18 protein-coding genes and 1 pseudogene are annotated in these 20,983 nt (G+C 70.7%); 10 read left to right on the top strand and 9 right to left on the bottom strand.

The genetic code is table 11. The features are described from left to right. The 3 genes and pseudogenes from VFF97_RS16320 to VFF97_RS16310 all read right to left on the bottom strand — a co-directional run. Positions 1-628, bottom strand: a pseudogene (locus VFF97_RS16320) (two-component sensor histidine kinase); the annotation flags it as partial. Continuing rightward, positions 625-1,347 carry a response regulator transcription factor gene (locus VFF97_RS16315; RefSeq protein WP_325034560.1) on the bottom strand — a complete coding sequence of 241 codons (723 nt, stop codon included), beginning with the start codon at positions 1,345-1,347 and terminating at the stop codon, positions 625-627. The gene VFF97_RS16315 and the pseudogene VFF97_RS16320, both read right to left, overlap by 4 nt. A gap of 70 nt (positions 1,348-1,417) precedes the next feature. Next, positions 1,418-2,419 (bottom strand): NAD-dependent epimerase/dehydratase family protein, encoded by a 1,002-nt coding sequence (locus VFF97_RS16310; protein ID WP_325034559.1) that lies wholly within the window; start codon positions 2,417-2,419, stop codon positions 1,418-1,420. Positions 2,420-2,513: 94 nt separating this feature from the next. Here VFF97_RS16310 and VFF97_RS16305 point away from each other — a divergent pair, with 94 nt between their 5' ends. Beyond that, entirely contained in the window at positions 2,514-3,845 is a 1,332-nt protein-coding gene (locus tag VFF97_RS16305) for an FAD-binding oxidoreductase (protein ID WP_325034558.1), read from the top strand. A gap of 63 nt (positions 3,846-3,908) precedes the next feature. On the opposite strand, the gene gndA is transcribed toward VFF97_RS16305, so the two are convergent. Beyond that, on the bottom strand, positions 3,909-5,504 hold the full coding sequence (gene gndA / locus VFF97_RS16300; protein WP_325034557.1) for an NADP-dependent phosphogluconate dehydrogenase: 1,596 nt from the start codon (positions 5,502-5,504) through the stop codon (positions 3,909-3,911). Between the two features lie 81 nt (positions 5,505-5,585). Between gndA and VFF97_RS16295 the strand changes: the two genes are divergently transcribed. After that, positions 5,586-6,092, top strand: coding sequence for a gluconokinase (locus tag VFF97_RS16295; RefSeq protein ID WP_325034556.1), 507 nt, complete (start codon positions 5,586-5,588; stop codon positions 6,090-6,092). On the opposite strand, the gene VFF97_RS16290 is transcribed toward VFF97_RS16295, so the two are convergent. Beyond that, positions 6,077-6,199 carry a hypothetical protein gene (locus VFF97_RS16290; protein ID WP_325034555.1) on the bottom strand — a complete coding sequence of 41 codons (123 nt, stop codon included), beginning with the start codon at positions 6,197-6,199 and terminating at the stop codon, positions 6,077-6,079. The genes VFF97_RS16295 and VFF97_RS16290 overlap by 16 nt on opposite strands. 264 nt (positions 6,200-6,463) lie before the next feature. Between VFF97_RS16290 and VFF97_RS16285 the strand changes: the two genes are divergently transcribed. Beyond that, the gene (locus VFF97_RS16285) at positions 6,464-7,120 is read left to right on the top strand and encodes a 50S ribosomal protein L25/general stress protein Ctc (RefSeq protein WP_325034554.1); all 657 of its coding nucleotides are present in this window, start codon (positions 6,464-6,466) and stop codon (positions 7,118-7,120) included. Positions 7,121-7,222: 102 nt separating this feature from the next. Further along, the gene (gene pth / locus VFF97_RS16280; protein ID WP_325034553.1) at positions 7,223-7,807 is read left to right on the top strand and encodes an aminoacyl-tRNA hydrolase; all 585 of its coding nucleotides are present in this window, start codon (positions 7,223-7,225) and stop codon (positions 7,805-7,807) included. Between the two features lie 23 nt (positions 7,808-7,830). On the opposite strand, the gene VFF97_RS16275 is transcribed toward pth, so the two are convergent. Beyond that, complete coding sequence (locus VFF97_RS16275; protein ID WP_325034552.1) at positions 7,831-8,652, bottom strand: hypothetical protein; 822 nt, start codon at positions 8,650-8,652, stop codon at positions 7,831-7,833. 68 nt (positions 8,653-8,720) lie between these two features. On the opposite strand from VFF97_RS16275, the gene mfd reads away from it, so the two are divergent. Then, positions 8,721-12,407 (top strand): transcription-repair coupling factor, encoded by a 3,687-nt coding sequence (gene mfd / locus VFF97_RS16270; protein WP_325034551.1) that lies wholly within the window; start codon positions 8,721-8,723, stop codon positions 12,405-12,407. Between the two features lie 26 nt (positions 12,408-12,433). On the opposite strand, the gene VFF97_RS16265 is transcribed toward mfd, so the two are convergent. The 3 genes from VFF97_RS16265 to VFF97_RS16255 all read right to left on the bottom strand — a co-directional run bounded on the left by VFF97_RS16265 (position 12,434) and on the right by VFF97_RS16255 (position 15,456). After that, a complete protein-coding gene (locus tag VFF97_RS16265; RefSeq protein WP_325034550.1) occupies positions 12,434-12,625 on the bottom strand; it encodes a hypothetical protein in 192 nt (63 codons plus the stop codon). Between the two features lie 91 nt (positions 12,626-12,716). After that, a complete protein-coding gene (gene gdhA / locus VFF97_RS16260) occupies positions 12,717-14,075 on the bottom strand; it encodes an NADP-specific glutamate dehydrogenase (protein ID WP_325034549.1) in 1,359 nt (452 codons plus the stop codon). 244 nt (positions 14,076-14,319) lie between these two features. Further along, positions 14,320-15,456 (bottom strand): glycosyltransferase family 4 protein, encoded by a 1,137-nt coding sequence (locus tag VFF97_RS16255; protein WP_325034548.1) that lies wholly within the window; start codon positions 15,454-15,456, stop codon positions 14,320-14,322. Between the two features lie 116 nt (positions 15,457-15,572). On the opposite strand from VFF97_RS16255, the gene VFF97_RS16250 reads away from it, so the two are divergent. From VFF97_RS16250 to VFF97_RS16230, 5 genes are all read left to right on the top strand, one after another. Then, a complete protein-coding gene (locus VFF97_RS16250; protein ID WP_325034547.1) occupies positions 15,573-17,663 on the top strand; it encodes a glycogen debranching N-terminal domain-containing protein in 2,091 nt (696 codons plus the stop codon). Next, positions 17,660-17,992, top strand: a complete 333-nt coding sequence (locus VFF97_RS16245) for a MerR family transcriptional regulator (RefSeq protein WP_325034546.1) — start codon at positions 17,660-17,662, stop codon at positions 17,990-17,992. Before VFF97_RS16250 ends, VFF97_RS16245 begins: the two co-directional genes overlap by 4 nt. A 68-nt stretch (positions 17,993-18,060) precedes the next feature. Then, positions 18,061-18,660: a gamma carbonic anhydrase family protein gene (locus VFF97_RS16240; RefSeq protein ID WP_325034545.1), complete on the top strand. Its 600-nt coding sequence runs from the start codon at positions 18,061-18,063 to the stop codon at positions 18,658-18,660. Between the two features lie 59 nt (positions 18,661-18,719). Beyond that, positions 18,720-20,246 carry an alanine/glycine:cation symporter family protein gene (locus VFF97_RS16235; protein ID WP_325034544.1) on the top strand — a complete coding sequence of 509 codons (1,527 nt, stop codon included), beginning with the start codon at positions 18,720-18,722 and terminating at the stop codon, positions 20,244-20,246. A gap of 114 nt (positions 20,247-20,360) precedes the next feature. Continuing rightward, positions 20,361-20,983, top strand: a 623-nt coding sequence (locus VFF97_RS16230) for a Na+/H+ antiporter NhaA (RefSeq protein ID WP_325034543.1), incomplete at its 3' end; no start/stop codon positions are given.

Here is a 20,983-nt window from a genome sequence, read left to right as displayed (position 1 = left end):
ACAGCGGCAGCCGTGAGACGTCCTCAGCCGTGTCGGCGACCGCGCGCAGCGGCGCCAGCCCCGCCCGGATGACCCACGCCGTCGCGGTTCCGAGCACGAGGAGGCCGCCCGCGGTGAGCAGCCCGATCGTGACGAGCATGCGGCCGATCGTGGCGGCGACCTCGTCGCGCGACAGGCCGACGACCACGATGGAGGGCCCCGCGGCCTCGCCCACGACGCGGAACGTGCCGACGTCGTCGAGCGTCACGACGAGCGGGCCGTCGGCGCGGAGACCCGACGCGAGCTCGCGGATCTGGTCGCCGGTGAGGGCGGTCACCGTGCCGTCCGCCTCGGTCACCGCGGCCGTGGGGCTCTCGGGCGGCGTCACGACCGCGAGCAGGAGTCCGGGCTGCTGCGGATGCTGCCGCAGGATCTCCTCCGCGCTCAACCCGCCCACGATGAGAGGCCGGGCGAGCGAGACGATGCGGGCCGTCGTCGCCGAGAGCCGGTTGGTGAGGCCCTCTTCGAGCACCGTGCCCAGGATCGCGCTCGTCGCGACGCCCACGAGCACCATGATGAGCGACGTGATGGCCACGACCGTGACGATGAGGCGGCGCTGCAGCGTCCACGGCCGCCGCGCGGCGGTCATTGCGGGGCCTTGATCATGTACCCCACGCCGCGCACGGTGTGGATGAGCGGCTCACGGCCGGCGTCGATCTTCTTGCGCAGGTACGAGATGTAGAGCTCGACGATGCTCGAGCGCCCGCCGAAATCGTAGTTCCACACGCGGTCGAGGATCTGCGCTTTCGAGACGACCCGGCGCTGATTGCGCATGAGGTACCGCAGCAGCTCGAACTCGGTCGCGGTGAGCTCGATCTCGACGCCATCGCGGATGACCTCGTGGCTGTCCTCGTTGAGCGACAGGTCGCCCACGCGCAGGATCGGCTCGGTGCCGGCCGCGTGTGCGACACCCGCGCGGCGCATGAGGCCGCGCAGTCGGGCGACGACCTCCTCGAGGCTGAAGGGCTTGGTGACGTAGTCGTCGCCGCCGGCGGTGAGCCCTGCGACGCGGTCTGATACGGCGTCCTTCGCGGTGAGGAACAGCACGGGGACGTCGTCTCCGCCTTTGCGGAGCCGCTGCAGCACGGACATGCCGTCGAGGTCGGGCATCATGATGTCGAGCACCATCGCGTCGGGGTGGAACTCGCGCGCCGCCTGCAGCGCCTCGTAGCCCGACGCGGCCGTGCGCACCTCCCAGCCCTCCATGCGCAGCGCCATCGACAGGAGGTCGGTGAGCATCTGCTCGTCGTCGACCACGAGAACGCGCAGCGCGGTGCCGTCGGGGCGGTGGAGGGCAGGGGTCGTCATGCCCCCATTGTGCGCGCGTAGCTATGCGTTTCCTATGGAGCGAGCTATGCGCGACCTGTGAGCACCGGGGTCAGCGCGACCCGGCCGACGCCGCGTGCGCCGCCATGCGATCGAACGCGGCGTCGAGGTCGTCGTCGACGACCTGCAGCTCGGGATGCGCGTCGTAGTGTGCGATGATCCGTCGCGCACCCTCGTCGAACGTGATGGTCGTGCGGAAGTCCGGCGCGAGCGCCTTGACCTTCGCGTTGTCGAAGACCATCGAGTGGGCCTTGTCGCCGAGCAGGCCGGGTCCGAGGTCGGGTGCGAAGGCGGCGACGGTCTCGGATGCCACGTGCACGAGTTGCGGGTCGGGCACGCCCGCGGCATCCGCGAGCCATCCGTAGATCTGGTTCCACGTCGGCGCATGGTCGCCCGTGATGTGGAACGTCTCGCCGATCGCGTACGGGTTGCCCAGCAACGCCGTGAAGGCGACGGCGAAGTCGGCGCTGTGCGTGAGGGTCCACAGGCTCGTGCCGTCGCCGTGGACGATGACCGGCTTTCCCGCGCGCATCCGGGCGATGTCGGTCCAGTGGCCCGACGTCGGCAGCAGCAGCTCGTCGTACGTGTGCGACGGCCGCACGATCGTGATCGGCACTCCGCGCTCGCGGTACGCGCCCACGAGCAGGTCCTCGCACGCGATCTTGTCGCGCGAGTACTGCCAGTGCGGATTGCGCAGCGGAGTCGACTCGGTCACGGGCAGGTGCTTGGGCGGGGTGTCGTACGCCGACGCCGAGCTGATGAACACGTACTGGCCCGTCCGCCCCTCGAACAGCTCGAGGTCGGCGCGCACGTGGTCGGCCGTGAAGGCGAGGAACTCGCACACGACGTCGAAGGTCTCGTCGCCGATCGCGGACCGCACCGAGGCCGCGTCTCGCACGTCGGCGCGCAGGACGCGGACGCCGTCGGGCAGGGGTCGTCGGCCCGTCCCGCGGTTGAGCACCGTGACGTCGTGGCCTGCCGCGGCGGCCCGGGCGACGCATGCCGCGCTGATCGTGCCGGTGCCGCCGATGAAGAGGATGCGTGCTTTGCTCACGGATCGACCTTAGAGGGCGTGACGGATGCACCGCCCGATTCGCTCAGCGCGAACGCCCGCCGCTGTGTCGGTGGCCGGTCATAGTGTGACGCGCATGACTCTTGAACAGCTGCGTACAGAGGTCTCCGGGGCGGTCGTCACAGCGAGCGACCCCGAGTGGGACGACGCCCGTCGCTTCCACTCCGGCATCGGCGAGCCGATGGCTGTCGTCCGGGCATCCAGCGTCGACGACGTCCGCGCCGCGGTCCGGCTCGCGAGGGCTGAACACCAACCCGTCATGGTCCGCGGCGGCGGCCACAGCGTGTGGGGCGGGGTGCCGGGCGGCGTGACGGTCGACATGTCGGCGCTCTCGTCGATCACCGTGGAGGGTGACCTCGTCCGCATCGGCGGAGGCGCGACGTGGGGTGCCGTCGCGGCCGAGCTCGCGAACCACGGCCTCGCCATCAGCTCGGGCGACACGTCGTCGGTCGGCGTCGGAGGGCTCACGCTCGGCGGCGGCATCGGCCTGATGGTGCGCGAGTGGGGCCTCGCGGTCGACCAGCTCGTGGGCGCCCAGCTCGTTACCGCGGCGGGCGATGTGGTCGAGGTGTCGGCGTCGTCCCACCCCGACCTGTTCTGGGCGCTCCGTGGCGGAGGCGGAAACTTCGGCGTCGTCACGCGCTTCGATTTCCGCGCCCACCCGCTCGACGGCGTCGTGTTCGCGACGCTCGCGCTCGAGGGAGACCCGCGGCCTGTGATCCGCGTGCTGCGCGACGTCCTCGCCGACGCCCCCCGCGCACTCACGGTGACGTACTCCGATGTGCCGGCGATGGACCCGAACGCGCCCGCGGGCGCCACGATCCAGGCTGTCTGGGTCGGTCGTGACGTCGACGCGGCCCGCGCGGTGCTCGCGCCGCTCATCGAGCTCGATGGCGTGACGGTCGCCGAGCTCGAGGCGCGCGACTACCCCGACATCCTCATGGAGACGCCCGAGGCAGAGCCCGACCAGCCGATGCCGGGATTCATCGGCGGGAACACCCTCCTGCAGGAGCTCGACGACGACGCGATCGACAAGCTCGTCGCGTTCCGCGAGGCCAACCCCGCGTCCGTCGTGCTGCTGCGGTCACTGGGCGGCGCGTACGGCGACGTGGCGCAGGCCGACACGCCGTTTCCCGCACGCGACGCCACCTGGTTCGCGATGGCGGGCGCGTTCGACGTTCCCGGAATGCTCGACGACGCCGCCCGCGCGGCCGCTCAGGAATCGTGGGACGCGATCGAGTCCCTCGGGCAGGGGTCGTACGGAAACTTCACCGTGTCGACCGATCCTGCGTGGGTGACCCGTATGTACTCGCCCGACACGCTCGCGCGGCTCGCGGCGATCAAGCGCGAGTGGGACCCGCAGAACATCTTCTGCCGGACCCACAACGTCGTCCCGGCCGCGGCCTGACCCGCAGGTGGTGATGGTTCCGGTCCGAATCCTGGGGTCGGGCCGGAACCTGCTGCTGTCGGGTCAGTGCGTGTCTTCGGCCTCGACCTCGGTGCGGTCGCCCGACCACAGCGTGTGGAACGTGCCGTCGCGGTCGACCCGCTTGTACGTGTGGGCGCCGAAGAAGTCGCGCTGCCCCTGCACGAGGGCAGCCGGCAGGCGGTCGGCGCGCAGGCCGTCGTAGTACGCGAGCGACGACGAGAAGGCGGGGGAGGGGATGCCCGCGGCCGCCGCCGTCGCGACGACGCGCCGCCACGCGCTCTGCGCGCGTGTGAGTGCGTCGACGAAGTACGGCGCCGTCAGCAGCACGGGCAGGTCGGGCTCGGCCGCATACGCGTCGGCGATGCGGTTGAGGAACTGCGCGCGGATGATGCAGCCCGCGCGCCAGATCTTCGACACAGCGCCGAGGTCGATCGACCAGTTGTAGCGCGCAGCGCCCGCACGGATCTCATCGAAGCCCTGCGAATACGCGACGATCTTCGACGCGTACAGCGCGAGCCGCACGTCCTCGACGAACGAGTCGAGGTCGTCGACCGAGAACGCCTCCTCGGGTCCGGGAAGGTCGTGCGACACCGCGCGCTGCTCGGGGTGGCTCGACAGCGACCGCGCGAACACCGCCTCGGCGATGCCCGACACGGGCACGCCCAGGTCGAGCGCCGTCTGCACCGTCCACGCGCCGGTTCCCTTGGCGCCCGCCTGGTCGAGGATGACGTCGACGAGAGGCTTGCCCGTCGCGGCGTCGATCTGCCGCAGCACCTCGGCCGTGATCTCGATGAGGTAGGACTCGAGCTCGCCGCGGTTCCACTCCGCGAAGATGTCGGCGATCTCGGCGGGCGTCTTGCCCGTGCCGCGGCGGATGAGGTCGTACGCCTCGGCGATCAGCTGCATGTCGGCGTACTCGATGCCGTTGTGCACCATCTTGACGAAGTGGCCGGCGCCGTCGTGCCCGATGTGCGTGACGCACGGCTCGCCCTCTGCGACCGCCGCGATCGAGCGCAGGATGGGGCCGAGCGTGACCCACGACTCGTCGGGACCACCGGGCATGAGCGACGGGCCGTGCAATGCACCCTCCTCGCCGCCCGAGACGCCCATGCCGACGAAGTTGAAGCCGCGCTCGCGCACGGCCTTCTCGCGGCGAATCGTGTCGGTGAACAGCGAATTGCCGCCGTCGACGATGATGTCGCCCGGCTCGAACACCCGCATGAGCTCGTCGATGACGGCGTCGGTCGCCGCGCCCGCCTTGACCATGATGATCGCGGTGCGCGGCTTCTTGAGCGACGCGGCGAACTCCTCATATGAGTAGCCGGGCACGAAACCCGCCTCGGGGTGCTCGGCGACGAGCGTGTCGGTCTTCTCGTGGCTGCGGTTGTACACCGCGACGGTGTTGCCCTCGCGGCTCGCGAGGTTGCGCGCGAGGTTCGATCCCATCACGGCGAGCCCGACGACGCCGATGTTGGCGACCGCGGCCCTTTCGGACGGGGCCTCCTCGCCGCCTTCGGGAGCCGGGCGCTCGACGTCCTGCGGCTCGGGGGCGCCTTCGTGCTCGGTCGCCGCTTCGTGCGGTGCCTGCGCGTCGTCGGTGGAGATCTGGGTGGGCTCGGCGGAATCGTTCGAAGACACGAGGGCTCCTAGAGGGGAACGGATTGGGTTCCAGGCTAGCGGGTGGGGGCCGCGCGGCATCCGTTGGGTTACGGTCGGTGAATGGTCGAGGCGCGCGTCGTCGTGATGGGTCCGAGCGGGTCGGGCAAGTCGCTCGTCGGCTCCCTCCTCGCGGAGCGCCTCGGCCTGCGGTTCGTCGACGCTGACGACCTGCACCCCGCTGAGAACGTCGCCAAGATGGCGGCCGGCACACCGCTCGACGACGCGGACCGGATGCCGTGGCTCGACCACGTCGCCGCGGTGCTGCACGAGGCGGAGGACGGCATCGTCATCGCGTGCTCCGCGCTCGCGCGTCGCTACCGCGACCGCATCCGCGCAGAAGCACCCGGCACGGTGTTCGTCGAGCTCGTCGTCTCACGGGCGGAGTTGGAGAGACGGATGCGGCGCCGCACCCACTTCATGCCGCCTGCGCTGCTCGACTCGCAGCTCGAGATCCTCGAGCACGTGACGAACGACGAGAGCGGGTTCGCGGTGCCGGGTGAGCGGGCGCCCGGCGAGATCGTGGAGCTCGCGGTGGAACGGCTCGCCGGGGGTCAGTCCTTGCGGTAGGCCGCGCGGCCGATCGACCAGAACGCGAGCACCGTGCCGATCGTGCCGACGGCGGCGATCGCGCCGACGATCCACAAGACAACGTGGGACAGGAAGCCGTACTCCATCGAATCCTCCGGGCGGTGGTGCTCCGCGTGACGCGGAGGTGGGTCGCTCCTCATGCTAGCGGGAGGCGGCGGTCAAGGCCGTGCCGGTGCCCCTGGTAGACTTGAGGATTGAACTTCGGCGAGGGATGCCTGGAATCGCCCGCAGCGGCGGCAGGGGCATCCGTTATCGACGCGGTGATGCAGGCTCACGGCTTCCTCACGCGCTCGCGTTCGAGTTGAAAAGACCCCACATCTGGGCCCGTGGGCCCGCAAGGAGAATCCATCATGTCGACCGACACCGACACCAAGGTCAAGGCCGAGCTCCGCGAGAACTTCGGCAAGGGCTTCGCCCGCCGCCTCCGCGCCGCCGGCAAGATCCCCGCCGTCATCTACGGCCACGGCACCGACCCCGTGCACGTCGCCCTTCCGGGCCACCAGATGTCGCTGCTCGTCCGCCGCGCGAACGCGGTCCTCGAGCTCGACATCGCCGGCAAGGAGCAGCTCGCCCTCGTGAAGGACGTGCAGAAGGACCCGGTGCACCAGGTCATCGAGCACATCGACCTGCTCGTGGTGCGCAAGGGCGAGAAGGTCCAGGTCGACGTGCCCGTCGTCGTCCTCGGCGAGCCGTTCGCCGGCACGATCGCGAACCTCGACGCCGCGACCATCGCACTCGAAGTCGAGGCCACCCGCATCCCCGAGCACATCGAGGTCGATGTCGAGGGCCTCGAGGACGGCACGCACATCACCGCCGCCGACCTCAAGCTCCCGTCCGGCGCGACTCTCCTGGCCGACCCCGAGACGCTCGTCGTCGCCATCTCGATCCCGGCCGCCACGATCGCGGCCGACGAGGAGATCGCCGAGGCCGACGCCGAGCTCGCGGCCGAGCAGGCCGAGGCCGGCGAAGAGGCTGCTCCCGCCGAGGAGGAGTCCGCTTCGGAGTGATCCGTCGGGCAGACGTTCGGAAAGGGGGTGCGGATCGCCGCGCCCCCTTTTCGCACACCTGGCGTCCGATCGCCGGGCGTCCGATGAGGCAGGATGTGAACCATGGCTGACGCGTGGCTGGTGGTCGGGCTCGGCAACCCCGGACCGCGATTCGAGCTGACGCGGCACAACGTCGGCCAGCTCGTGCTCGACGAGCTCGCCGAACGCCGCGGCGAGACCTTCCGCACGCACAAGGCGAACGCGCGGGTCGCCGAGACGTGGCTGCGCCCGGGTGGCCCGAAGCTCATCCTCGCCAAGCCGAACACGTTCATGAACGTTTCGGGAGGGGTCGTCGCAGGTCTCGCGAAGTTCTACGGCATCGACCCGCAGCGCGTCGTCGTCGTGCACGACGAGCTCGACATCCCGTTCGACACGATCAAGTTGAAGGCGGGTGGCGGGCACGGCGGCCACAACGGCGTGCGCGACGTCGCGAAGGCGCTCGGCTCGAACGACTTCGCCCGTGTTCGCGTGGGCATCGGCCGCCCGAACGGCCGGCAGGATCCCGCGGACTGGGTGCTCGACCCGTTCGGCGCGTCCGAACGCAAGAGTCTGCCGATGCTGCTGTCCGACGCCGCCGACGCCGTGGAGCAGCTCGTCGGCGAGGGGCTTCTCGCGGCGCAGCAGAAGCATCACGCGCCGCGCGTCTGAGCGCGCCGGGCGAGCCGCTCGGCTCAGGTGACGCCGGCGCCCGCGGCGAGGCCGGCTGACAGGAAGATCACCACCGCGATCGCGAACACGAACGGTCCGATCGCCGCGAGCACGACGGCGGCGATGCCGGCTCCGCGCCCGCGGTTCTTCGCGATCGCGACGATGCCCTGCACGAGCGCCCACAGGCCGAAGAGCGTGCCGAGCCAGAACGACACCTCGCCGAGCAGCACCCAGTCGCGCACGGGGACGAAGACCGAGGGGTCGAACTGCGCGCTGGTCGGCATGCTCGCCTGCTCGGCGCCGACGCCTACGCCGATCTGCCACGACGCGACGGATGCCGCGATCGGCGCCACGACGGCGGCGAGCAGTCCCGCGACGAGCGCGATCGTCCCGACGGCCGACGTCGGTCGGGCGGGCGTCGTCGCCGCGAGAGCGGTCTGAGGAGCGCGGGCGGCGGGCTGGGCGTACGGGGGTGCCCACGCCGCACCGGGAGGCTGCGTCGGCGCGAGTGCGCCGTAGGGCGACGGTGCGCCGGGGTGAGCGTGTCCAGGTGGGCCGTAGCCCGGAGCCGGGGCGTAGCCCGGGTGCGGGGGCGGAGCGGGGCGCGCGGATCCGCCGGCAGAGGACGGCTGACCGGGGTATGCGGGTTCACCCGGTGGGACCGGCTGACCCGGGTGCGCCGGCTGCCCCGGATACCCGGGTGGCGTCCGCGGCGGCTGCCCGACCTGCAGGGGCCGCTCACCCTGTCCGGGCGAGGCCGACTGCCCGGGGACCGGCGGCGCCGGCCGCGGCGGGACGGGGGGCGGCACGGGTGCCGTCGGAGGGGTGTCGGCCGGGTCGCTCACGGTCACATCCTATGAGCCCGAAGCAGCGCCGCGGAGAGCGTGGGGGAGGGGTCGCGTAGACTCGTTCAGTGACAGTTCCCGGGATCGTGCGCGCCCTCGAACAGGCTGAGCCGTTCCGGGAGGCCGTCGCCGCGGCCACCGGTTCGGACTCGAAGAAGGCCGGCTCTGCGGCATCCGCCGACGCCGACTTCTCGCTCGTCGACGGGCTCGACGCGCCACTGCTCGCTGCGCTCCTCGAGCGCCGCCGCGAAGCGGGCCTGCCTCCCGCGCTCCTCGTGATCGCGCCCACCGGCCGCCGCGCCGAGTCGCTCGGCCCCGCGCTCGAGGCGCTCGTGCCGGGCGCCGAGGTGCTCGCGTTCCCCGCGTGGGAGACGCTGCCGCACGAGCGTCTGAGCCCCAGCGCCGAGACGGTCGGCCGCCGTCTCGACGTGCTGCGGCGGATCGCCCGGTGGGCGGGTGAGACGCCGCTCATCGTGACCGCGTCGGTGCGTGGTGCGATCCAGCCGCTCGCCCCCGGTCTCGGCGACGAAGAGCCCGTGCGACTCGTCGTAGGCGGCCGCGGGCACGACCTGTCCGAGATCTCTGCGCGGCTCGTGGAGCTCGCGTACCACCGCGTCGACATGGTGTCTCGTCGCGGCGAGTTCGCGGTGCGCGGCGGCATCCTCGACGTCTTCTCGCCGACCGCCGACCATCCGTACCGCGTCGAGTTCTTCGGCGACGAGGTCGACGAGATCCGCGCGTTCTCCGTCGCCGACCAGCGCTCGCTGCCGGGGACCGTGAACGACGTCGAGCTGATCGCCGGCCGCGAGCTGCTGCTGACGCCGAGCGTGCGCGAGCGTGCACGCGAGCTCGTCGATCGGTTCCCGGGCGTCCGCGGCATCCTCGAGAAGATGGCCGAGGGCATCCCCGCAGAGGGAATGGAGTCGCTGCTGCCCGCCCTCGTCGACGGGCTCGTGACGCTCGCGGACTACCTGCCCGAGAGCGCGGCGGTCGCCGTGGTCGACCCCGAGCGCGCCGTGACGCGCGCGCTCACCCTGAGCGAGACGAACCGCGAGTTCCTCGAGGCCGCGTGGAGCGCCGCCGCCGTCGGCGCAGAGACACCGGTCGACCTCGGCGCGGGCGACTTCGTGACGCTGTCTCGCCTGCGCGAAGCCGCCCACGCGCGCGGCGCGTCGTGGTGGACTCTGAGCAGCTTCGATTCCGGGGCGGCGGATGCCGCAGCCGCCCTGCGCGAGGCGGAGGAGTCGGAGTACGAGGCCGACGCCGTCGCGCTCGAAGAGGCCTCGGCCGTGCGTGTGCCCGGTTCGGGCGTGCCGTCGTTCCACGGGAACGTCGACGGCGCGACGGAGCACGTCGGGCAGTTGCTCGCCGACGGATGGCGGATCGTGGTCGCGGCATCCGGTGTCGGGCTCGTCGAACGCGCCCGCGACGTGCTCGCCGACCGCGGCATCGCCGCACGCAAGGTCGACGACGTGCTGCAGCCGCCCGAGCCCGGCGTCGCGCACCTCGTCGTCGCGCCGCTCGAGCGCGGGTTCCAGGCGCCGGACGCGAAGCTCGCGGTGCTCACCGAGGCGGAGTTCTACGGACGCACGATCGGCAGCGACAACCGCGTCGTCAAGAAGCTCGCGTCGCGCCGGCGCAACGTCGTCGATCCGCTGCAGCTCAAGGCGGGTGACTACGTGGTGCATGCGACCCACGGCATCGGGAGGTTCGTCGAACTGACCCAGCGCGAGGTCTCGAGCGGCGGACGCAACCCCGTCAAGAGCGTGCGCGAGTACCTCGTGCTCGAATACGCGCCGTCGAAGCGCGGGTACCCGGGCGACAAGCTCTTCGTGCCGACCGACCAGCTCGATCTCTTGTCGAAGTACGTGGGCGGCGAGACGCCGACCCTCTCGAAGATGGGCGGCAGCGACTGGGCCCAGGCGAAGGGTCGCGCGCGCAAGGCCGTACGCGACATCGCCGTCGAGCTCGTGAAGCTCTACTCGGCGCGCATGGCCGCGAAGGGGCACGCGTTCGGGCCGGATACGCCGTGGCAGCGCGAGCTCGAAGAGGCGTTCCCGTTCGCCGAGACGCCCGACCAGCTCCAGACGATCGACGAGATCAAGGCCGATATGGAGAAGCCGATCCCGATGGACCGCCTGCTGTCGGGCGACGTCGGCTTCGGCAAGACGGAGGTCGCGGTCCGCGCCGCGTTCAAGGCGATCCAGGACGGCAAGCAGGTCGCGATGCTCGTGCCGACGACGCTGCTCGTGAAGCAGCACATCGAGACGTTCACCGAGCGGTTCGCGGGCTTCCCTGTCAAAGTGCGGCCCTTGTCGCGCTTCCAGACCGACAAGGAGGCGCGCGAGACGATCGCGGGGCTCGCCGACGGCACGGTCGACATGGTCATCGGCACCCACCGCATCCTGACCGAGAAGGTCTCCTTCAAAGACCTCGGGCTGCTCATCATCGACGAGGAGCAGCGGTTCGGCGTCGAGCACAAGGACCAGCTGAAGAAGCTCAAGACCAACGTCGACATCCTCGCGATGAGCGCGACCCCGATTCCGCGCACGCTCGAGATGGCGGTGACCGGCATCCGCGAGATGTCGACGCTGCAGACGCCGCCGGAGGATCGGCATCCGATCCTCACCTACGTCGGGCCGCGCAACGACAAGCAGATCGCGGCCGCGATCCGTCGCGAGCTGCTGCGCGAGGGCCAGGTCTTCTACGTGCACAACCGCGTGCAGTCGATCCAGCGAGTGGCGGCGCACCTCGCCGAGCTCGTGCCCGAAGCGCGAATCGCAGTCGCCCACGGGCAGATGGGCGAGCACCAGCTCGAGCAGGTCGTCGACGACTTCTGGGAACGCCGGGCCGACGTGCTCGTGTGCACGACGATCGTCGAGACCGGGCTCGACATCTCGAACGCGAACACGATCATCATCGACCGCGCCGACAAGTACGGCCTGTCGCAGCTGCACCAGCTGCGCGGACGCGTCGGCCGCGCGCGCGAGCGCGCGTATGCGTACTTCCTGTACGACGAGAACAAGCCGCTGAGCGAGACCGCCGCCGACCGGCTCGAGACGATCGCCGTCAACAACGACCTCGGCAGCGGCATGCAGGTCGCGCTGAAAGACCTCGAGCTGCGCGGCGCGGGCAACCTGCTCGGCGCGGAGCAGGCCGGCCACATCGCGGGCGTCGGCTTCGACCTGTACCTGCGCATGATCGGCGAAGCCGTCGCGACGTTCCGCGGCGAAGAGACCGAGGGGCCGACCGAGCTTCGCCTCGAGCTGCCCGTGCAGGCCCGGATCCCCGAGGACTACATCGACAGCGAGCGCCTGCGACTCGAGGCGTACCAGAAGCTGTCGGCCGCGGCATCCGCCACCGCCCGCCAGCCCGACGGGCAGGACGCGATCGATCTCGTGCTCGAGGAGCTGCGCGACCGCTACGGCGAGCCACCCGCCGAGGTCGAGGGGCTCATCGCCGTCGCGCGGCTCCGGCGGCGAGCCGCACGGGCGGGTCTCTCCGATGTCGTCGCGATGGGTCCGAACCTGCGCATCGCCCCGGCGAACCTGCCCGACTCCATCCGCGTGCGACTCCAGCGACTGCACCCGAAGGCGAAGATCCTCGCGGGCGGCGAAGCCCTCGTCGTGCCGCTGCCGACGGCCGACGGCGCGCTCGTGGGCGACACCGAGCTCATCGCGTGGGTCGGGCATCTGCTGGATCAGCTGTTCCCCGAGCAGGTATCGGCGCCGGCGTCTGCCGCCGCGGGGGAGTGAACCGCCTCAGCCGCTGACGCGCGGCGTCACTCCCAGTGCGCGCCGCAGTCGCGGCACGAGAACTCCACCGCTCCGTCGGAGCGCACTTCGTCGCCGCGTTCGAGCTCGAGCACGAACCAGCCCTGGTCCACGACGCGCACGTCGGTCGAGGCGCACACGGGGCAGACCTCGGCGTCGCGCACGGGCGTCGGCGGCCCGTCGTTCCACGTTCTGGTCATGGCTCGACGGTAACTCCGGCGCGCGGCATCCGTTCTCGGCGCGGCGGGCGTGTCGAGAACAGGCGGATCAGACCACGGCGACCGCAACGGGTCAGATGACGCCCTGTGCGAGCATCGCGTGCGCGACCCGCTCGAACCCGGCGGCGTTCGCGCCCACGACGTAGTCGCCCGGGCGCCCGTAGCGCTCGGCCGCGTGGAAGGCGGCGTCGTGGACGTCGGCCATGATCGCGCGGAGCTTCGACTCGCTGTCGGCGAAGTTCCAGCGCTGGCGAGACGCGTTCTGGCTCATCTCGAGCGCCGACGTCGCGACGCCTCCCGCGTTCGCGGCCTTGCCCGGCCCGAAGAGGACCCCCGCCTCGTGGAAAGCGGCGATCGCGCCGGGCGTCGACGGCATGTTCGCGCCTTCGGCGACCGCGCGCACGCCGTTCGCGATGAGGGCCTTCGCGTCGTCCTCGTCGATCTCGTTCTGCGTCGCCGACGGGATCGCGACCTCGACCGGCACCTCCCACGGGCGGCGCCCCTCGACGAACCGCGCGCCGCGGCGGCGGGCGGCGTACTCCGAGATGCGGCCGCGCTCGACCTCCTTGATCTCGCGCAGCAGGCCGAGGTCGATTCCGGCGTCGTCGACGACGTAGCCGGACGAGTCGGATGCCGTCACCGGCACGCCCCCGAGCTGGTACGCCTTGTCGATCGCGTAGATCGCGACGTTGCCCGACCCCGACACCGCCACGCGGCGCCCGGCGATCGACTGGTTGTGCACGCCGAGCATGTTCTGCACGAAGAACACGGCGCCGTAGCCGGTCGCCTCGGTGCGGACCTCTGCGCCGCCCCATTGCACGCCCTTGCCGGTGAACATGCCGGACTCGTGGCGGTTCGTGATCTTGCGGTACTGGCCGAACAGGTAGCCGATCTCGCGCGCACCCACGCCGATGTCTCCGGCGGGGACGTCGGTGTGCTCGCCGAGGTGGCGGTACAGCTCGTTCATGAACGACTGGCAGAAGCGCATCACCTCGGCGTCGGACCGGCCGTGCGGATCGAAGTCGCTGCCGCCCTTCGCGCCGCCGATGCCCTGCCCGGTGAGCGCGTTCTTGAAGATCTGCTCGAAGCCGAGGAACTTGATGATCGACAGGTTGACCGACGGGTGGAATCGCAGGCCGCCCTTGTAGGGGCCGAGCACCGACGAGAACTGGACGCGGAATCCGCGGTTGACGTGGAGCTTCCCGTTGTCGTCCACCCACGGCACGCGGAACATGATCTGGCGCTCGGGCTCGACCATCCGCTCCACGATGCCGCCGTCGACGAACTCGGGATGACGCTCGAGCACCGGCACGATCGAGTCGAGCACCTCGTGCACGGCCTGCTGGAACTCGGGCTCGTGCGGGTTGCGGGCTCGGACGGTCTCGAAGACCTCGCGGACGACGGGCGGCAGGGCGACGAGCGATTCAGTCACGTGGTGGAGCTTTCTGAGGTGGAGCATCGCGCCCGCGAACGGGGCGCCGGTCGGAGCGATCCGAACCCGGCTACTTTACCCGCCATCTCGTGGACGACCGCCGTGAACTGAACAGAGTGCTCACTCAGCGGTAGCGGGCGGCGGAGACCTCTGAGCATTCCGACACGCAACGGCACCGCGGCGACGTGGCTGCCGCGCGTGCGCGCGGCGCCGGCAGCCACGTCACCACGGGCGGACAGCCGTGTCAGCCGGCTGCCTGGGAGGCCGCATCGACGGCGGTGAGATCGCGGATGCTGCGCGTGCCTTCCACCAGCATCCGGTAGACCCGCTCGTAGCGTTCGGCCATCACCGGGACGTCGAAGTCCTCGGCCGCGCGTCGGCGGGACGCGGCCGGGTCGAGTTCCTGCGCACGGGCGATCGCGTCCGGCAGCCGGGCCGCATCGTCGACGATCACGCCCGTCACGCCGTCGGCGACCACTTCCGGCACGCTGCCGCGCCGAAGCGCCACGACGGGCGTGCCGCACGCCATCGCCTCGATCATCACCATGCCGAACGGCTCCTCCCATTGGATCGGGAAGACCAGCGCCTGTGCCCCGGAGAGCAGCTCGCGCTTCATGCTCGCGTCGGCTTCGCCGACATACTCCGCGTCCCGGCCGAGCAGCGGCGCGACCCGCTCCTCGAAGTATCGGCGCTCGGGCGCCTCGTTGAGCTTGCCGGCGAGCACGATGCGCCGGCCGGCGGCGCGGGCGGCCTCGATCGCGAGATCCGGGGCCTTCTGCGGGCTGAAACGGCCGAGCCACAGAACGTAGTCGTCCTTGTCGGCGCGGTAGGGGAACGAGGACACATCGATCGCGTTGTGGACGGTGCCGACCCAGTTCAGGTTCGGGTTGAGCCGGCGCTGCGCGTCGGAGATCGCGACGACGTCGACGCTCGAGCCCAGCGTCTCGAAGTAATGCCCGTCCTCGCCCGCGACGGGGCCGTGCGCCGTGACGACGGTGGGCTGGGCGCGTCCGCGCGCGACGAGCGGTCCGGCGAGTGTGTGGTCGTGCACGAGGTCGACGTCGGCTTCGGCGAGCACGCGCGCCGCCTCCGCGGCCGTCACGACCTCGGGGACCGGCTCACCGAGTCGCTCGGTGGGCGGAACGTCGTAGACGCGGTGGAAGCGGGTGGCCTTGGTGCGATGTGAGCCGGATGCCACGAGCACGACCTCGTGGCCGCGGTCGACGAGCCCGTCCACCAGCGACGCGACGACCGCCTCGGTCCCTCCGTAGCCGCGCGGCGGCAGCTCGAACCACGGCGGCGCGACCATCCCGATCCGCAGCGGTGACCGAGGGGCTTCGATCCTCGTGTCCGCGTCGTCGGAGACCATCAGTTCAGACATGCAACCTCCCTCTGTCTGCGCCGCACCGGCGCGGGCGTCAAGAAAGCTGTATGATGAGTGTCGTAAAACCTCCAACTCGACGAACAGATTTTATATCACATACATCGGAGGTGACGATGAAGCACGCGTCTCGCGATGCGATCGACGTCGCCGGCGCACAGGTGACACTCGTCGAGGGCGCGTCATTCTGCGTGAGCGGTGTGTCGGGCGACCTGCACGACGCCCACGGCCAAGGGCTGTTCGTCCACGACACCCGGATCCTCTCGACGTGGGTGCTGCAGGTGGACGGGCACGACGTCGAGCCTCTCGCGGCCACGCGGGTCGAGCCGTTCGAGGCGGAGTTCGTGGGCCGTGCCCCCGTGCGGCCCGGCCAGGTCGAGCCCACCGTCGTCGTCGAGCGTCACCGTTACGTCGGCTCGGGCATGCGCGAAGACATCACATTGCGCAACTACGGGCAGGAGCCGGCCGGTGTCGAGCTGCGCCTCCTCGTCGATTGCGACTTCGCGGACCTGTTCGAGGTGAAGGAGAACAGGCCGGTCGCAGGTCGTGGAGTCCGGCGGCGCCCGGTCGGATCCGACCTGCTCGTGTGGACCGAGCACGGCGACGGCCGGGGCATCCGTGTGAGCGCACCCGGCGCGACCGCGACCGAGCAGGGGCTGCGGTTCACCGCCGTCGTGCCCGCGCACGGTACGTGGTCGACGCGGGTCGAAGTGGTGGCGAGCGTCAGCGGCGACGAGATCGCGGCGCCGTTCCCTCTCCACACGGCCGTCGAGCAGACGGTGCCCGCCCGTCGCATGCAGGGCTGGCGTGACTCGATCCCCGACATCAGCGTCGAGGATCCCGCCCTGTCTCGTGCGCTCTCACGGAGCGAGGAGGACCTCGGCGCCCTGCGCATCGTCGATCCCGCGTACCCCGACGACGACGTCGTCGCGGCGGGGGCTCCGTGGTTCATGGCGCTCTTCGGGCGCGACTCGCTGCTCACCGGCTGGATGACGCTGCCGTTCTCGCCCGACCTCACGATGGGCACGCTGCGCACGCTGGCGCGGATGCAGGGCACGAAGCTCGACCCGATGAGCGAGGAGGAGCCCGGGCGCATCCTGCACGAGGTGCGCCGCGGAGCGGACAGGTCCCTCGCCCTCGGCGGCAACAGCGTCTACTTCGGATCCATCGACTCGACGCCGCTCTTCCTCATGCTGCTCGGGCACGCGCTGCGGTGGGGTGTTCCGTGGGAGCAGATCGAGCCGCTGCTCGGCGCCGCCGAGGCGGCGGCCCGTTGGATCATCGAGTACGGCGACCGCGACGGCGACGGCTTCGTCGAGTACCAGCGCACGTCCGATCGGGGCCTGCTCAATCAGGGCTGGAAGGACTCCGTCGACGCGATCTGCTTCGCCGACGGACGGCAGGCACGCGGGCCGATCGCCCTCGCGGAGGTCCAGGGGTACTGCTACGCGGCGCTGCTCGCGATGGCTCAGCTCGAGGAGCGTCGCGGCGACGGAACCGCCGCGAGCCGATGGCGCGATCGCGCGCAACGCCTGCGCGAGCGCTTCCACGAGGCGTTCTGGATGCCCGAGCACGAGTACTACGCCCTTGCGCTCGACGGCGACAAGCGGCAGGTCGACGCGATCGCATCGAATGCGGGGCACTGCCTGTGGACCGGCATCGTCCCCGACGCGGCGGCGGCGGCCGTGGCCGACCGGCTGCTGAGTCCCGAGATGTTCACCGGGTACGGGGTGCGGACCCTCGGCACGTCGAACGCGCGGTACAACCCCGTCAGCTACCACAACGGGTCGGTGTGGCCGCATGATTCGACCCTGGTGGCGTCCGGTCTGGCGCGATACGGGTTCCGTGATCACGCCCAGCGCATCAGCGACGGCCTGCTCGACGCGGCGACGGCGTTCGACGGCCGGCTCCCGGAGCTGTTCTGCGGCTTCGACCGCTCCGACCAGCCTGTGCCGGTGCGCTACCCGACGTCGTGCTCTCCCCAGGCATGGGCCGCCGCCGTGCCGTTCGAGCTGCTGCGGATCGCCCTGGGGCTCGAGCCCTCCGGCAGCGGACTGGATGTGGGCGCGACCCCACGGCGGGTCGGCTCGGTGTCGATCGACAAGCTCCGCTTCGAGGAGCAGCCCCACAGCGTGCGTGCCGACGGCAGCAGCGGCACGGTGACCCGTGAGTCCGACGCGGCGCATGAGGAGGATGGATCGCGATGACCGGCGACGACGCGCGCGCGGTGCCCGAGGGCGGCGGCGATGGTCCCGTCACCGGGTCCGACGTGCCGTTCTACACGATCGGGCAGGTCGCCGAGGTGCTCGGCGTGCCGGTCGCGCAGCTGCGCCGGCTGGACGACCTCGAGGTCGTCCAGCCGAGCCGCTCGCAGGGGAACCAGCGCCGGTACACGCAGAACGAGATCGCGCGGCTGCGCGAGGTCATCGACCTGACGAACGACGGCGTCTCGCTCGCGGGCGCACGGATGGTCATCGAGCTGCGCCGACGCGTCGAAGACCTCGAGGCCGAGGTCGCGCGGCTGCGCGCGCGGTGAATGAGCGCTCGCGGGGGCATCCGTTCAGCCTCGGCGGCGCTACGCTGGCGCTGACCGAGGGAGGAACAGTGCGGTTCGAGCACCTGGGCGCGCAGCCCCGCATCCATCCGGAGGCCGTCGTGGCCCCGACGGCCGTGGTGAGCGGCGACGTCCGAATCGGCCCCGGCTGCCAGGTGCTGCACGGCGCCGTGGTGACGAGCGAAGGCGGCGCGATCACCCTCGGCGAGAACGTCGTGGTCATGGAGAACGCGCTCATCAGAGCGACTTCCGTCAACCCGGTGCACATCGGATCCCATGTCCTCGTGGGCCCCATGGCGAGCATCAGCGGCGCGACGATCGCCGACGAGGTGTTCCTCGCGACGGGCACGCGCGTCTTCAACGGCGCGCGCATCGGCGAGCGCAGCGAGGTGCGCATCAACGCGGTCGTGCACCTGCGCACCGTGCTCCCGCCCGAGACCGTCGTGCCGATCGGGTGGGTGGCCGTCGGCGACCCGGCGCAGATCCTCTCGCCCGACCGTCACGACGAGATCTGGGCCGCGCAGCGCGAGCTCGACTTCCCGGGTTACGTGTTCGGACTCGACCGCGACACGCCCGACCTCATGGTGCAGCTCACCGAGCGGTACGCCGCGAGCCTGGCCCGTCACTCGGGCGATCGACGGCTCGACTGACACCGGATGCCGCGGCGAGACCCCTCGCGCGGCGCGGGAGCCGTCGCCATACTGACCCCATGGATGAGGTCAACGAATGGCTCCTGACCTGGGGTGACAACCTCTGGACGTGGATCGTCCTGCCCGTCGTGGTCGTGCTCGGCGTGTACTTCACGATCCGCTCCGGCGTCGTGCAGTTCCGGCTCATCCCGGAGATGTTCCGCACGCTGACCGACAAGACGCCGAGGAACGAATCGGGTGAGCCGCAATCGGTCTCCGCGTTCCAGGCGTTCACGATCTCGGCCGCGTCGCGCGTCGGGGTGGGCAACATCGCCGGCGTCGGCACGGCGATCGCGATCGGTGGACCCGGTGCGGTGTTCTGGATGTGGCTCATGGCGTTCATCGGCGGCGCATCCGCGTTCATCGAGTCGTCGCTCGCGCAGCTGTACAAGGTCCGCGACGAGGAGGGCTTCCACGGCGGGCCCGCGTACTACATGCAGAAGGGGCTCGGCGCGCGATGGATGGGCATCGTGTTCGCGATCATCCTCATCATCTGCTTCCCGATCGCGTTCAGCTCGCTGCAGGCCAACACGATCCAGGCGACCATCTCGGGGAGCTTCGGGGCCGACTCGGCGGCATGGCTGCCGTGGCTCATCGGCGGAACGCTCGCCGTGTTGATGGCGCTCGTCATCTTCGGGGGCGTGCGCCGCATCGCATCCGTGACCCAGACGCTCGTGCCGGTGATGGCGCTGCTGTATCTGCTGCTCGGACTCGTCATCGTCGCCCTCAACGTCGAGCGACTCCCCGAGGTGTTCGCCGCGATCTTCACGCAGGCGTTCGGCCCCAACGAGATTCTCGGCGCCTCGCTCGGCTACATCATCCTCACGGGCGTCAAGCGCGGCATGTTCTCGAACGAAGCGGGCCTCGGGTCGGCTCCCAACGCCGGAGCGACGGCGGCCGTGACGCATCCGGTCAAGCAGGGTCTCGTGCAGACGCTCGGGGTCTACTTCGACACGTTCCTGGTGTGCTCGATCACCGCGTTCATCGTCCTCGTCTCGGTCCCCGATCTGGCGAACGCCGAGCGCGGCATCAGCCTCACCCAGGGCGCGATCGTCGGCTCGCTCGGTGAGTGGTCGAACGTGCTGCTGAGCATCATCATCTTCCTGCTCGCTTTCAGCTCGATCCTCGGGAACTACTACTACGGCGAGGCGAACATCGAGTTCATCACGCCCCGGCGCACGGCCGTGCTCGTGTACCGGATCCTCGCCGTCATCGCGGTCTTCCTCGGCGCGATCGTGTCGGCCGACCTCGTGTGGAACTTCGCCGACGGCGCGATGGGCTTCATGGCGCTCGTGAACCTCATCGCGATCGCGCTGCTGTCGGGCATCGCGATCCGCCTGCTGAAGGACTACACGATGCAGCGGCGCGAGGGCCGCGACCCCGTCTTCACGAGGGATCGCCTGCCCGACGTCCGCGGGATCACCGTGTGGGAGGACGAGCTCACCGTCACCGGCCCGATCGACCTCATCACCAAGCGCCGTCAGGCTCAGAAGCACCGCGATCACCTGCATGAGACGGATGCGGCGACCCGCCGACCGAACGAGTAGGGCGCCCGCTCGGCGGGACGCGCGCCGATCGGCGCCCACCACGCGGCTAGTAACCTGGAGGAGGTGGATCGGCACGCTGGGTCGACACCGTTCGTCGATCGAATCGGAGCGTGGATGACCTCAGCCGACCCGGACCGTGGCCCCGCCGAGGCGCCGAGCTTCCCGCAGCGGGGCAGTTATGCGGAGTCACTGCGCATCCTGCGCGTGCTGCGCAGCGAGACGGTCGGTGGCGCGCTGCTGGTCATCATGGCTGCGATCGGCATCGCGTGGGCGAACTCGCCGTGGGCGGACTGGTACTTCCATCTGCGCGACCTCGAGATCGGGTACGCGCCGTGGCATCTCGAGCTGACGGTCGGGCAGTGGGCCTCCGACGGGCTGCTCGCGATCTTCTTCTTCCTCGTCGGGCTCGAGCTCAAACGCGAATTCGTCGCGGGTGACCTGCGCCGCATCGGCACGGCGATCGTGCCCGTGCTGGCAGCGGCGGGCGGCGTCGCCGTGCCCGCGCTGTTCTACGTGCTCATCACTTTCCACGACCCCGAGCTGCTGCGCGGCTGGGCCATCCCGACGGCGACAGACATCGCGTTCGCGGTGGCGGTGCTCGCCATCATCGGCTCCCACCTGCCGAGCCCGCTGCGCATCTTCCTGCTCACGCTCGCGGTGGTCGACGACCTCATCGCGATCGCGATCATCGCGATCTTCTACACCGAGTCGATCGAGGTCGTGCCTCTGCTGCTCGG

The organism is Microbacterium sp., from assembly GCF_035687345.1.
Classification (GTDB): Bacteria; Actinomycetota; Actinomycetes; order Actinomycetales; family Microbacteriaceae; genus Microbacterium.
The sequence above is the reverse complement of the archived record's forward strand: the minus strand, read 5'-3'. Positions and strand labels throughout refer to the sequence as shown.

Excerpts from the sequence above, each read along its gene's own strand:
- VFF97_RS16255 (WP_325034548.1), bottom strand. The coding sequence starts at position 15,456 with ATGTCTGAACTGATGGTCTCCGACGACGCGGACACGAGGATCGAAGCC.
- VFF97_RS16290 (WP_325034555.1), bottom strand. The coding sequence starts at position 6,199 with ATGGAGTACGGCTTCCTGTCCCACGTTGTCTTGTGGATCGTCGGCGCG.
- VFF97_RS16235 (WP_325034544.1), top strand. The coding sequence starts at position 18,720 with ATGGATGAGGTCAACGAATGGCTCCTGACCTGGGGTGACAACCTCTGG.
- VFF97_RS16265 (WP_325034550.1), bottom strand. The coding sequence starts at position 12,625 with ATGACCAGAACGTGGAACGACGGGCCGCCGACGCCCGTGCGCGACGCC.
- VFF97_RS16250 (WP_325034547.1), top strand. The coding sequence starts at position 15,573 with ATGAAGCACGCGTCTCGCGATGCGATCGACGTCGCCGGCGCACAGGTG.
- VFF97_RS16305 (WP_325034558.1), top strand. The coding sequence starts at position 2,514 with ATGACTCTTGAACAGCTGCGTACAGAGGTCTCCGGGGCGGTCGTCACA.
- pth (WP_325034553.1), top strand. The coding sequence starts at position 7,223 with ATGGCTGACGCGTGGCTGGTGGTCGGGCTCGGCAACCCCGGACCGCGA.
- VFF97_RS16315 (WP_325034560.1), bottom strand. The coding sequence starts at position 1,347 with ATGACGACCCCTGCCCTCCACCGCCCCGACGGCACCGCGCTGCGCGTT.
- VFF97_RS16295 (WP_325034556.1), top strand. The coding sequence starts at position 5,586 with ATGGTCGAGGCGCGCGTCGTCGTGATGGGTCCGAGCGGGTCGGGCAAG.
- VFF97_RS16245 (WP_325034546.1), top strand. The coding sequence starts at position 17,660 with ATGACCGGCGACGACGCGCGCGCGGTGCCCGAGGGCGGCGGCGATGGT.
- VFF97_RS16285 (WP_325034554.1), top strand. The coding sequence starts at position 6,464 with ATGTCGACCGACACCGACACCAAGGTCAAGGCCGAGCTCCGCGAGAAC.